This is a genomic window from Pseudoduganella sp. RAF19 (assembly GCF_052114165.1).
GTDB lineage: Bacteria > Pseudomonadota > Gammaproteobacteria > Burkholderiales > Burkholderiaceae_D > Rugamonas.
In genome coordinates this window covers 404,746-417,540 of sequence record NZ_JBFREF010000002.1, presented here as the reverse complement: position 1 = coordinate 417,540, position 12,795 = coordinate 404,746, and the positions used below count along the sequence as shown (strand labels likewise).

General features: G+C 61.8%; 11 protein-coding genes. 8 read left to right on the top strand and 3 right to left on the bottom strand.

Translation table 11 applies throughout. From position 1 onward, the window contains the following. Positions 1 to 6 precede the first annotated feature (6 nt). From AB4Z19_RS06495 to prsT, 4 genes are all read left to right on the top strand, one after another. Positions 7 to 405 (top strand): Hpt domain-containing protein, encoded by a 399-nt coding sequence (locus AB4Z19_RS06495; RefSeq protein ID WP_442027297.1) that lies wholly within the window; start codon positions 7 to 9, stop codon positions 403 to 405. 224 nt (positions 406 to 629) lie between these two features. Then, a complete protein-coding gene (locus AB4Z19_RS06490) occupies positions 630 to 1,139 on the top strand; it encodes a tetratricopeptide repeat protein (RefSeq protein WP_442034723.1) in 510 nt (169 codons plus the stop codon). A 9-nt stretch (positions 1,140 to 1,148) separates the two neighbouring features. Beyond that, the gene (locus tag AB4Z19_RS06485) at positions 1,149 to 2,060 is read left to right on the top strand and encodes a LysR family transcriptional regulator (RefSeq protein ID WP_442027294.1); all 912 of its coding nucleotides are present in this window, start codon (positions 1,149 to 1,151) and stop codon (positions 2,058 to 2,060) included. Between the two features lie 78 nt (positions 2,061 to 2,138). Next, the gene (prsT, locus tag AB4Z19_RS06480) at positions 2,139 to 4,880 is read left to right on the top strand and encodes an XrtA/PEP-CTERM system TPR-repeat protein PrsT (RefSeq protein WP_442027292.1); all 2,742 of its coding nucleotides are present in this window, start codon (positions 2,139 to 2,141) and stop codon (positions 4,878 to 4,880) included. A gap of 7 nt (positions 4,881 to 4,887) precedes the next feature. Here the strand turns inward: prsT and AB4Z19_RS06475 are convergent, their stop codons facing one another. Both AB4Z19_RS06475 and AB4Z19_RS06470 read right to left on the bottom strand, forming a co-directional pair. Then, positions 4,888 to 6,498, bottom strand: a complete 1,611-nt coding sequence (locus AB4Z19_RS06475) for an FAD-binding oxidoreductase (protein ID WP_442034721.1) — start codon at positions 6,496 to 6,498, stop codon at positions 4,888 to 4,890. Between the two features lie 2 nt (positions 6,499 to 6,500). Then, positions 6,501 to 7,169 carry an N-acyl amino acid synthase FeeM domain-containing protein gene (locus AB4Z19_RS06470; protein ID WP_442034719.1) on the bottom strand — a complete coding sequence of 223 codons (669 nt, stop codon included), beginning with the start codon at positions 7,167 to 7,169 and terminating at the stop codon, positions 6,501 to 6,503. Positions 7,170 to 7,429: 260 nt separating this feature from the next. On the opposite strand from AB4Z19_RS06470, the gene AB4Z19_RS06465 reads away from it, so the two are divergent. The 4 genes from AB4Z19_RS06465 to AB4Z19_RS06450 all read left to right on the top strand — a co-directional run bounded on the left by AB4Z19_RS06465 (position 7,430) and on the right by AB4Z19_RS06450 (position 12,034). Continuing rightward, on the top strand, positions 7,430 to 8,365 hold the full coding sequence (locus tag AB4Z19_RS06465; protein WP_442025513.1) for an EDSAP-1 family PEP-CTERM protein: 936 nt from the start codon (positions 7,430 to 7,432) through the stop codon (positions 8,363 to 8,365). 117 nt (positions 8,366 to 8,482) lie between these two features. Then, a complete protein-coding gene (locus AB4Z19_RS06460; protein WP_442034718.1) occupies positions 8,483 to 10,006 on the top strand; it encodes an XrtA system polysaccharide chain length determinant in 1,524 nt (507 codons plus the stop codon). A 15-nt stretch (positions 10,007 to 10,021) separates the two neighbouring features. Beyond that, positions 10,022 to 10,774: an XrtA-associated tyrosine autokinase gene (locus AB4Z19_RS06455; protein ID WP_442025515.1), complete on the top strand. Its 753-nt coding sequence runs from the start codon at positions 10,022 to 10,024 to the stop codon at positions 10,772 to 10,774. Positions 10,775 to 10,786: 12 nt separating this feature from the next. Beyond that, a complete protein-coding gene (locus AB4Z19_RS06450; protein WP_442025516.1) occupies positions 10,787 to 12,034 on the top strand; it encodes a putative O-glycosylation ligase, exosortase A system-associated in 1,248 nt (415 codons plus the stop codon). On the opposite strand, the gene AB4Z19_RS06445 is transcribed toward AB4Z19_RS06450, so the two are convergent. Continuing rightward, a complete protein-coding gene (locus AB4Z19_RS06445; RefSeq protein WP_442025517.1) occupies positions 11,998 to 12,795 on the bottom strand; it encodes a methyltransferase domain-containing protein in 798 nt (265 codons plus the stop codon). The genes AB4Z19_RS06450 and AB4Z19_RS06445 overlap by 37 nt on opposite strands.

Genomic DNA, 12,795 nt, shown 5'->3' with positions numbered 1-12,795 from the left:
AGCAGCATGACCGCCTATGCCAGCGCCTCGGATGAGGCCATATTCTGTGTCGATCGGCTCATGCAGTACATGGGCGACGATGACAAGGCGATATCCAATGTCGTGAAGATTGTTCGCGACGGTATCGGACCCGGAGTCGAACCGCTGAACATGGCGGGTGAAGCGATCCGGGACGAGAAATTCATGGAAGCGCGCCGCATCCTGCACAATCTGCGCGCAACAATTGGCGCGCTCGGCGCCAAACGCTTCGTGGCCGCGTCACTGGCCTTGGAGCTGGCCCTGCAAGAGGGGCGCATGATGGAAGTTCCCTATCTGTTCACCGCCCTGGAAGGTGAGCTGAAACTGGTGCTGGACTACGCCGGCGCCTGGCTGGACCGTCATTCCGGACGTGCCTCAGCCCGTTAATTCTTGTTACAAGTTTTACCCCCTTGCGCTGGTTTCTTATGATGCAGCGCAATACGCCCGTGCTAAGATCGCCAACAATTTGTGAATTTGGCAGTCTTGCGCCGCCTCGTGATTCATCGTGCGCCGTCCTGTGGCCATAGTGCCTACAATGATGGAACGGCATGCCGAGAGTTGATTTTAGGCAATAAACTGGTATATTGGCGTCCCCAGTGGAAAAAAAGAATATGGAATTATTTAACAAGTCCGGCGTGCTGTTGTCGTCGGTACTCGTGATGGTGGGCATGCTGATTGCCTGTCAGGCGCGGGATGACGTTGTGCCTGCGGCACCGGAAGTCCTCGCACTGGCCCAGCAAGTTGGCAAGCACGGTGGCGCGGCCGCCGAGCGCCGCCTGCGCGAATGGTCGGACCAAGGGTCCGCCGTCGCGACCCGTGAATTGGGCATGCTGTACCGCAACGATACTGCCAAGCGCGGCGAAGCCATGCGTCTGTTCGAAAAGGCCGCCCGCGAGGGCGATCCGGAATCGGCATTCCAATTGGCGGAGATGTACCGCACCGGCAATGTGAGCAAGGAAGAAGCGACCGACAAGGCCTGGCCCTGGTATGTGCAAGCCGCGGAACACCGCCATGCACAGGCGGCGCTGACCCTGGCTTCCCTGGCCCGCAACGGTGAAGGCGCTCCGCACAGCGATGCGGAAGTCGCCAAGTGGCTGGCGGCTGCCGGCCACGTCAAGTAAAGCGGCTGCATGGACAGGCTGCGCGCGCTCGAAGTGTTTGTCGAAGTTGTGCGCAAAGAGGGCTTCGCGCGTGCCGCCGAATCCCTGGACACCTCCCCTGCCAACGTTACCCGCTACATCAGCGACCTCGAATCCCATCTCCAGACCCGACTGCTGAACCGCAGCTCGCGCAAGATGTCGCTCACACCGAGCGGCGAAGCGCTGTTTGAGCGCGCCCGTTCCATCCTCGAAGAGGTGCAGGAGGCGGAAGCCATTGTGTCGTCGGCCGCCCTGCATCCGCGCGGCGTACTGCGGATCAATGCGCCGCTCAGTTTTGGCGTATTGCAGCTGGCCCATTTGTGGCCAAAGTTCATGCAGCAGCATCCGGATGTACAGCTGGACATTTCCCTGATCGACCGCGTGGTCGATATTGTCGAAGAAGGCTACGACATGGCGATCCGCATCTCGCGCGCCGGCTCGGCCAGCAATGTGGCGCGCAAGCTGGCCACGTCGCGCAATATCGTGTGCGCTTCGCCGGACTACCTGGCGCGGCGCGGAATACCGCGCACGCCGGCCGATCTGCAGCAGCATGAATGCATTGTCTACAGCTACAACCCCACCGGCGACGAATGGCAGTTCTCCGACGAGGCGGGCAAGCCGCATCCGGTGAAAGTCCGTGGCGCCATGCATACCAATAACGGCGACACCGCGCGGGCTGCCGCGCTGGGCGGGATGGGCATCATCTGGCAGCCAAGCTTCCTGATCGGTGCCGACCTGCGTGAAGGGCGGCTGGTGCCGGTGCTGCCCGGCTATCGGCTTCCTGACATCGATGTGCTGGCCGTCTATCCCAGCCGCCGACACCTGAGCGCCAAGGTGCGCGCCATGATCGATTTCCTGGTCCGGGAGTTCGAAGGCACGCCGCCCTGGGACCGCGTCAACTAAGCAAGTCCTTTGCGCGGCGTCAATGAGCGCCGCCGCCGCTTCCCTACGCTGGAGTCTTTGCCAGCTGAGGAGAAGGTCATGTCGAAAAGCATTACCGTTGCCGCCGGTGTGGCACTTGCCATTCTCGTCGCCTGCCAACGCATGCAGCCCGCCGATAAACTGCTGGAAGAGGCGCGCGGCTTCCGCGCTCGCGGCGACTTCCGGGCTGCCGTCATTCAGTTGAAGAACGCGGCCGAGCAATCGCCTGAAAACGGCTCGGTGCGGCAGCTGTTGGGCGAAGTGTACGTCGAACAGGGTGATGCCGTCTCGGCAGAGAAAGAACTGAAGCGCGCCCTGGACCGTGGCCGTCCCCGCGCCGAAGTTATTCCTTATCTGGGCAAGGCCTTGCTGCTGCAAGGCGAATATCAGAAGCTGCTGGATGTGCTAAGCAATGACGGCAGTAGCGCGATCGTGCTGGCCCTGCGCGGCGAGGCTCAGCTTGGCCTGGGCAAGCCGGATCTGGCGGCTCCCCTGTTCCGCCAGGCGCTGCAAGCGCGTCCGGACAGCATGGACGCCCTGCTCGGCCTAGCCCGGCTGGCAATGGCGCGCGAGCGGCAAGACGAAGCCATGCGTTATATCGAGCAAGCGATCGTCGCCCAGCCGCGTGAAATCGACGCGCTGCGCTTCAAGGGTGATTTGCTGCGCGCTCAGGGACGGCTGGAGGCGGCTCGCCTGGCCTATGAAAGCGTACTGAAGCTCAGGCCCAATAACCTGCAGGCACGCATCGACATTGCCAATCTCGCCATTCAGGCCGGACAACTGGAACAAGCCCGGCAGCAGATCGCTGCCGCGCGCAAGAGCCAGCCCAATAGCCTGCTGGTCTACTATGCGCAGGCAATGCTGGATTTCCGGGAAGGCCAGAATAAGAGCGCGCTGACCCAGGTGCAGCAAATTCTGCGTGCGGCGCCGGATCATGCGCCAAGCCTGCTGCTGGCCGGCGCCATCGAAACGGCCATGGGTTCCTTCACGCAGGCGCGCGGCCATTTGCAAAAGTTTCTAGAAAGCTCACCGCACCATCCTTATGCCACCCGGCTGCTGGCGGCTGCAGCGCTGAATGCGCGCCAGCCAGAAGAGGCGCTGCACTTGTTACTACCCTTGGTCGGAAGCGATGCGTCCGATGCGGATGTGCTCGCACTGGCTGGTGAGGCAGCCATGCAATTGCGCAAATTCGAGCAGGCCGCCACCTACTTCGAACGCGCCAGCGCGCTCGCTCCGGACTCAACTCAGCTGCAAGCGGCGCAAGGCCTGAGCCATCTTGGCACAGGCGAGCACAAGCGCGCCATCGCCGAACTGGAGCAGGCGGCCCGCACATCCGGCGCCGGCTCGCGCGCCGGCGCGTTGCTGGTCATGACGCACTTGCGGGCACGCGACTTCGACAAAGCCATGCAACAGGTCGAGGCCATGCTCAAGCAAGGCGACAACCCCATGGTGCAGAATCTGCGCGGTGGCGTGCTGCTGGCCAAAGGCGATCTGCACGGCGCGCGTGCCGGTTTCGAACAGGCACTCAAGCTGGATGCGCAGTACATGCCTGCCTTACAAAACCTCACCCAGCTCGACTTGATGGAAAAGAAACCGGATCAGGCGCGCAGGCGTTTGAACGAGGCTCTGGCCCGCTCCAGGGACAGTCTGCCGCTGATGATCGCCCTGTCGAAGCTCGCCGCCGGTCAGGGCAATCAGGCTGAAGCCGTCAATTGGCTGGAAAAGGCCTGCGCCGCGCACCCGAATGATGTGGCGACGTCCACCATCCTGGCGGCGGCCTATCTGCGCAGCGGCGCCCGAGAAAAGGGTATGACGCTGGCACGCAAGCTGCACGCCGCCAATCCGGCTAATGCTGAAGTGCTGGCCCTGCTGGCGAGCGCTGAAGCAGACAGCGGCGAGCATGCCAATGCGCTGGAAAGCTACAGCAAACTCGCCGTACTTCAGGCCCGTTCGGCAGCTGTGCAAATGCGCATCGCGTTGGAACAGCTGGCGCTGAAGCGTCCGCATGACGCAATGGTTGCCGTTCGCCGCGCACTGGCGCTCGAACCGGATCGCGATGATGCGCTCGCCCTGGCCAGCGCCATGTTGATCGATGGCGGCGCGCTGCCGGAAGCCATCAGTCTCGCCCAGGGCGTGCAACGGCGCCGTCCCAATGATGCACTGGGCTTCAAGCTGGAAGGCGACGCACTGCAAGCCCAAGGTAACGTTGAACAAGCATTAAAGCGCTATGAACGGGGCTTCGAACTGATGCGCACAGGCCCGCTGCTGATCTCGATCCATCGCGCCCTGCGCGCGTCCGGCAAGCGCCCTGCGGCCAATGCGCGCATGGACCAGTGGCAGGATAAAAATCCGGCCGATGCCCGCACGCGCCTCTACTATGCCAGCGCGCTGGTACAGGACCGCGACTTCCACGCCGCCAGCACTCAGTACGAACGCTTGCTGGAGGTCGGTCCAAACAATGCGCTGGTATTGAACGACCTTGCCTGGTGCTATCTGCAACTTGCCGATAAGCGTGCGCAAGGCCTGGCCGAGCGCGCCTTCAAACTCGCGCCGCAAAATCCGGCCGTCGCGGACACGCTGGCCGCGGTGCTGACCTCGCAAGGCCAGGCCACGCGCGCACTTCCTCTGCTGAGGAAAGCTGTCGACCAGGCGCCCGCTTCAGCCGATATCCGCTTCCATTACGCACAGGCGCTGGCACAAACCGGCGACAAACGCGCGGCGCGTATACAGTGCGAACAGCTGCTGGCCCTGCATGATCTTCCTCAGCGCAGCGAAGTGCAGGCGCTGATGGCCAAACTGTAAGGACATCTTAACCTGGCCCGTAACGGCCGGGAGCGATGATGTGCTGCGGGTCCAATGCGTCTTTGACACGCGCTACAGTACGCCAAAAGCTGTCGTCTCCATTGTCCAGTTTATCCATCGATTGCTGCCCCACGCGGTAGGGAATGTAGCCTGCGGCCATCATTTCCTCAAACAGCTGGTCGTGGCAGGCGCGCGCGCGGGCCGTTTCAGCCGCATCTTCCTTATCGAAAGCGACGGTCAGCACGCCGCCCAACGCGCGCTCGTTGATCATGCTGAAAGTCGCGAACAGATCGAACTGGTGCGCACGGAAAATGCGATCGGCCAGGGAGCTGGCCACCAGCATATCGGCGCCACGCATCGGCAAAACGGGCGAAACCCACAGCAGACCGCAGTTATCAAGCGCAGGATTGGCGCCTTGCGGGAAGCCTTTTGGCAAGCCACCCCGGCGGCGCCAGTAAGCCCCCGCCAGAAATCGCCCATTGGGAATGCCGCGGTTCATGTCGAATAGCGAGCGGCCCAGCGCCACGCGCGCGCGCAGCTTGTGTGCCAGCGCACCCTTGCCCAGCATTCGCACCGCCATCTCGCCCAGCGCCAGTTTGCGCTCGTCAAGAAACTGAACACGCGCCCTGGTTGGCGCCAAAGCCATGCGCACCGCTTTCCGCGCAAAGGCCAATTGCGCGGTGCTGCCGTAAAGCGCCCCTGACACGGTCCAGCTCCCAATGCCCGCCGACTTCCGCAGTTGCTGGCGCACTTCGTCGGGCAGCCGCGATGCGCCAGGCGCGAGCTGATGCGGAAAGGTCATGCCGCCCGAAATCACGCGCAAGTCATTGCCGATATGCAGAATGCTGCGCAGGATACCGCCCATACGCAAGGGCCGCAGTGCATCGACCACCGCTGCGATATCGCCGTGCTCTTCAACTGAACACAGGAAATGGTTGATCGCCTGCGTCTTCGGCATCAGCCACAGGCCGAGACTGGTGACGATGCCCAGATTCGCCTGCGTGAACAAGCCATCCAGATAAGGCCCCACGCCATACGGAAAGATGCGCTGGTTAACGGCGGTGGGAAAATGGCCAAAGCCCGTGTTCAGCACCTCGCCATTGCCCAGCACGATTCTCATTCCGGCCACGTTCTGAAAGCGGTTGCCGTAGGGCGAGTGGCCAAAGCCGCGCTCCAGGATATTGCCGACGAGGCTGGTGTCCGGTCCGCCCCCCGTGCAATCCATCCACATCGGCAAGTCTTCGCGAAGCAAATAATCCGACAGTTGCGCCTGAGTTACGCCGGGCTCGACCACCACGTAAGCCAGATCGCGGTCCATTTCCAGGATGCGCCGCATGCCACTCAAATCCACAATCACATTCCCGTCGCGCACCGCGCAGGCGTCGCCGTAGCCCCAGTTGTGGCCCACGCTGATTGGGTACAGCGCTGTGCCATGTCGTGCCGCGATGCGCACCACCGCAACGACTTCATCCGTTGTCAGCGGACGCAAGACGGCCAGGGGCCGGGTGCTGCGCGCGGCCGTGCTGGCACTGTAAGGCGCAAGACTCGCCGCATCGACGGCCACGCGCCCGGCACCAAGCAAGGCCGACCAGGCTTCCAGGGCTTCGGAGGCGCCCATGGCTAATCCTTGCCTTCCATCAGACGCGCCGTAATACCAGGTTCATCCTCGCGTGCGAAGAAGTAGGGATAGAAAGAGCGTTCTCCTTCGCGCTGCTCCATCATGCCGCCGAACTTGTCGATCTGCCGGCCCATGTACTCCAGCTCCAGCCGCAGCAGGACGGCCGGCGCCTGCACACGGCTGCAGTGGCGCTCGCCCCCAAAGTCCTTGAAGCCCAGCATCCGTTTGTAGAACATCACGTGGCGGGGGTTCACCTCGATGATGTAGTCGGTGTAGCCATGGATGTTGTGGGCGTAGATGTACGAAATATGGATCAGCGAAGCGAACACGCGCTTGCTCACATGCCGGTCGATCGCCAGCCGCGACGGCTCGCACAGACGGCGTCCCCGGGAGCGCAGGTCGTCGAGCTTGTCGCGGAAATTTTCATCGGCCGGCAAGCCGACGCCGGCATCGTCCAGACACAGCGACATGGTGCCGACTGTCGCGCCCTCCGCCTCCGCATATAGCGTAATCCGGTTGGGCGCATGCTGATCATGCGTATCGACCTCGTAACCGCGCCAGCCATACATTTTCTGCAGGAGCAGACCGGCGCTCTTCCGCGTGCCAGGGGTGTTAGCCATGCGGATATGGAACAACTGGTGGTCCAGTTGGTGGTTCAGGGCAGTATCCATGCCGCTCTCTCCAATTAAAAGATCACGCAGTGCAGGCTCTGCCGCGAACGAAACAATGCTGTCGTTATCGTGGCTCATCTCACTCAGAGCGCAGTGATCTTCAAAAGGTTCCCGCGCGTCGGACTTTTTTTCATGCGCCGTCGCGCGCTCAGCTCGGTCCGCGCAAGCATTTGATTTGATGAGGGAAATCGCTGTGGCACGGATGCTGCTGAACGGTGTGCGTCGGCACTTCGCCGCCAACACAAAAGGAGAAGCAAGCCATGAACACCTTGAAAAAAAGCCTGATGGCCACGGCCGCTGCAGCGGCGCTGGGCCTGGGAGTGGCCGGAGCGGCTCAGGCCTCGACGTTCGCGTCCGCCATCCTGGACATCAATAATTTCCGCCTGTTGCATGCCAACGGTGCGGCATTCAGCAACACCGATTTTTCTCAGTTGTCCGGCACCAACGATGCCCACGCCACGGCCTCCCGCGACATCATTTTCGCGGCAGGCAGCGATTCGCGCGGCATTCTGAGCGGCACCAATCCCAACGTGTTGCATCAATGCGTGGGAGCGCCCTGCTTCCCGCTGGTCGAAGACAATTTCACGCCTTTTGCCAGCCCGCCGCCGGTGCCGGGCAGCTTCGGCTACGCCGACCAGAATCTGACCGGTTCCTCCATCAGCATCAACGGCGGCCCCGCAGGTGCCCACGCACAGACCCGCGCCGACGCTTCGACCGGCCTGAACACGGTCACGTCCGGCAACTCGGATGTGGGCACCTCGACCACCTTCAGCTTTGTTCTCGGCAATTCGGAAACGATGACGATTGCATTTGACGGCACGCCTTACACACAAGCCTTCGTATCCGCTGGCGCAGGTCCGACGTCAAATGCCAACGCCCGCCTGTCGTGGAGCATCAACATCGTGGACCTGTCGACCGGCTTGTCGGTATTCGCCTTCGAACCGAGCGCACTCAACGCACTGAGCGCCGTCAGCCGGACTGACGCCAGCACGGGCATCCTGACCTACAACCCCGGCACGACGGCATACAGTTCCACCACGCCGATGCTGACCGGTGGCACCAGCTACCAGATCACGATCCAGCACAACACGCTGGCCAACGCATTGCAGCAGGAAGTGCCGGAACCGGGAACGCTGGCCGTGGTTGCAGCCGGCCTGCTCAGCATGTCGCTGCTGAGCCGCCGCCGCAAGCAATGAATAATTTCGGAATTGAAGCCGGACTTGATCCGGCGCAAGTGTTGGGCCGGTTCGGCGTGCGCTCGCCGAACCGAGCCATATAATCGATTCAAGCCTTTAGCCATGGAGCGCCTGGACATGGAACCGATGATCAGCCAGTTGCTGTCCAGCCTGAAAGGAATCTGGAAGTACCGCTGGCCCGCTTTCATGGTCATGTGGCTGGTTGCCGCGCTGGGGTGGCTGAAGGTTTACACCCTGCCCGACGATTACCAGACCTCGGCCCGGGTCTTTGTCGACACGCAAAGCGTACTCAAGCCGCTGATGGCGGGCATGACCAGTGTGCCCAACGTCGAACAGCAGGTTGCAATCATGAGCCGCACCCTGCTGACCCGGCCCAATATCGAGCGCGTGATGCGCATGGTGGACCTCGACATCAACGCCCGCACACCGCGCGAGCACGAGAAACAGGTCGATGAGCTGATGAACGCGATCCACATCAGCGGCACGGCCAATTACGACATCTACACCATTAGCTACAATCACTCCAGCCCGCGCCTGGTGCGTGATGTGGTGCAGTCGCTGCTCACCATCTTTGTCGAAGGCAGTTTCAAGGGCAAGAAAGGCGATTCGGAGAAGGCTGTTCAATTTATCGACGAACAAATCCGCAGCTATGAAGACAAACTGCTCACCGCCGAAAACGCCATGAAGGAATTCAAGCTGAAACACAACACCCTGCTGCCGCGCCAGGGTGTCGACTATGGCGCGCAAATCCTGATTTCTGCCGATGCGCTGAATACCGCACGACTGGAACTGGTGGAAGCCGAACACTCCCGCACTGCCCTGGCGGCGCAGGCCAATGGCGATGAGCCTGTCATCGGCACCAGTGCCGCGCCGGCCGTAGAGAATCCGGAAATCGATAGCCGCATCGACGCCCTGAATAAATCGCTCGACGCGTTGCGCACCACATATACCGACCTGCATCCGGACATTGTCGCCACCCTGCGCTTGATTGGGCAGCTTGAAGAGCGCAAGGCCGATGAGGCGAAAAAACGCGTTCCGGGTGCCGACCCAGGAAAAGGCTACAGCCCCATGCTGCAGCAGCTCAAAGTGGCGCTGGCCGAAGCGGATGCGCACGTGGCCGCGGTCAAAGCTCGCGTGCAGGAGATGGAAGTGCGCCATGAACGCCTGGTAGCGCGAAGCAATGCCGTCCCCGAAGTGGAATCTCAGTTGGCCCAGTTGAACCGCGATTACCAGGTCAACAAGGAAAACTACGAGAAGCTGATTGCGCGGCGCGAGTCGGCAAAGCTGTCAGGCGAACTCAGCACAACGACCGAGATGATGAGCTTTAAGATCATCGATCCGCCTACCGTGCCCTTGCGCCCGATCGGTCCCAACCGCGCCCTGTTGTTCAGCGTCGTGCTGCTGGTTTCGATCCTGGCAAGCGGCGCGGTGGCGCTTCTGCTGGGTCAACTGCGTCCGACCTTCCTCAGTCCCGCTGAACTGCGCGAGGCAACGGGCTTCCGTGTCATCGGCACCGTGTCGATGAACTGGACCGACGCCGAGCAACGCCGCCGCCGCCACGGCCGCATCGGCTTCAGCGCAGGTCTGGCCTGCCTCTGTGCTTGCTATGGCGGCGTCATGGCCTACGCCTTCATCCATTGAGCTGTGGGGTGAGTAATGCAACTGCCCGAAGTGCTGCTGGAAGCTGGAAACGAAATGCCAGAGCCCGGTTTCGCGGATATCAACCTCGTGAGGCTGCTCCAGCGTGGCATGCTCACCCACGATGGCGGGCGTACGCCGGTGGCCGAAGACTTCCGCATCATCAAGCGCCCCTTGCTGCATGACGCCAAAACAGCCAACCGCGGCAACCTGATCATCGTCACCAGCGCCCTGCCCGGCGAAGGCAAGACTTACTGCGCCATCAACCTGGCCATGAGCATCGCGATGGAAAAGGACGTGACGGTGCTGCTGGTCGATGCCGATGTGGCACGCCCTTCCGTCCTCAAGGTCCTGGGCCTGCATGCCGACATCGGCCTGATGGACGTGCTGCTCAACGGCAGCATGGATCTGTCCGATGTCATCCTCAAGACCAATGTGCCTTCGCTCAGCATTCTGCCCACCGGTCGCGCCAACCGTCACGCCACCGAACTGCTGGCGAGCCGCAATATGAGCAGTCTTCTGGAAGAAATCGCCTCCCGCTACTCGGACCGCATCGTTATCTTCGATTCGCCGCCTTTGCTCATTACGACGGAGGCAAGCGTCCTCGTGTCGCAAATGGGCCAGGTGGTGATGGTGGTAGAGGCCGAAACCACTACCCAGAACGCGGTGCGCGAGGCGCTGGGCCGCCTGGAACCCGGCCGCAATGTCAACCTGGTCTACAACAAGACGCGCGCCTTTCCCGGCGTGGAGTATTACGGCTACTACACCTGACAGTGACGCCGCATGCGCGACATCCTAATCCTGCTCGCCATCTTCGCCAGCCTGCCATTCGTGTTGAAAGACCCCATCAATGGCGTGCTGATGTGGGTACTGGTCAGCGTCATGAATCCCCACACCCAGGGCTGGGGCTATGCCCAGCACTTCCCGGTCGCAATGATTATCGCGATCTGTACATTTTTCAGCATATTGAAGGCGCCGCAGTCCTGCCGCCTGCCATGGACACCCGAAACCATTCTGCTGCTCACCTTTATATGGTGGATGAATATCACCACCCTGTTCGCCATGTTTCCGAATGCGGCCTGGACCCAGTGGGGCAAGGTGATGAAGATCATGCTGATGAACCTGGTAACGCTGATGGTGCTGCGCGAGCGCGCCGACATCCAGCGCCTGATCGGTGTGATCGTGCTTTCCCTGGGCTTTTACGGCGTCAAAGGCGGCATCTTTACCTTGCGAACCGGTGGCGCCGATCTGGTGTGGGGGCCGGAGGATACCTTCATCGGCGACAACAACGCGCTGGCGCTGGCCTTGATCGTGACCATCCCCCTGATGCGCTATCTGCAGCTGGCTACCCACAGGAAATGGCTCAAGCACGGGATGACCGCTACCATGCTGCTGTCGGCTGTCGCCACACTGGGTTCCTACTCACGCGGTGCGCTCCTGGCCATTGGCGCAATGCTGGTGTACATGTGGCTGAAGAGCCGCCACAAACTGCTCGGCGGCGCCCTGCTGCTGATTTGTGTTCCGCTGGTTCTGGTGCTGATGCCGGAGCGCTGGTCAACGCGCATGGATTCCATTAACTCTTACCAGGAGGACGACTCGGCAATGGGCCGCATCAATGCATGGCGCATGGCCTTCAATCTGGCGAGCGATCGCTTCTTCGGCGGTGGCTTCGAGGTTTCAGAACCCCTCGCGTTCTTTCTGTACGCGCCGGTTCCCAGCGACGTGCATGCGGCGCACAGCATCTATTTTCAGGCGCTGGGCGAACACGGCTACGTCGGGCTCGTGCTTTATATGCTGCTCGGATTATTCACATGGCGCTCCGCCACGGTGGTGGTGCGCCAGGCAGCCATGCAGGAGGAATTCGCCTGGGCGGGATCGCTGGCGCGCATGATCCAGGCCAGCATGGTGGGATTTGCAGTTGGCGGCGCCTTCCTCAGCCTGCTGTATTACGACGTACCTTACTACCTGATGGCCGCCGTTGTTGCCATGCGCGCTCAGCTGCGCGGACGTGTGCCCAATACCACGGTGTAAGGCGTGGCGACATGGGCTAGCCAACGCAGTCCGGGCCAGGCACGAACGGCAGAAATCACGGTGCGCCGGGCCCGTCCCAGTTTGTTCACATCAATCAGGTCGAACCGGTCCTGGCAGCGCACGCCACGCGCTGTCAGCCAGTCGCGCAGGCCGTAATAGCTGAACCAGTTCACCGCGGGATACGTTGCATACCCCGCCAGTTCGGGGCGGCTCGTCATCGCCAACTGCACGATGTGCCGTTTCAACGCCGGCGGATACCAGGAGTACAGCGGCAATTGGAACTCCTCCTGCCGTGGACACAGCACATTGCTGGTGCTGATATACAGGCTGCCGCCGGGCCGCAGTACCCGCACCATCTCGCGCAGGCATGCTTGCCAGTCTTCGACGTGCTCCAGCAGTTCAGGCGCTATACACAGATCCATGCTGGCATCCGGCCAGGGCAGATCGGTGGCTGAAGCGACTGCGAAACCGATCTGCAATCCGGCATCCGCCGAGCGTTCGCGCGCCAGGGCAATCAGTGCCGCATTGATATCGGCGCCAAATACTTCGTGTCCGCCCTCGGCCCACAGGCGGGACTGCGTGCCCGCCCCGCAACCGATATCGGCAACATACAAAGGCGCCTCTGGAGCACCCAGCGCGCGCAGCACCGTGCGCTGGATCGATGCAAAGCGTTCCAGCGCCGCCTGTCCCGCGCTTTCCTTCTCGTAGTAATCGTAGAAGCCGCGTTGGCTGCCGGTATTCCAGGTTGGGCTGACCATCAT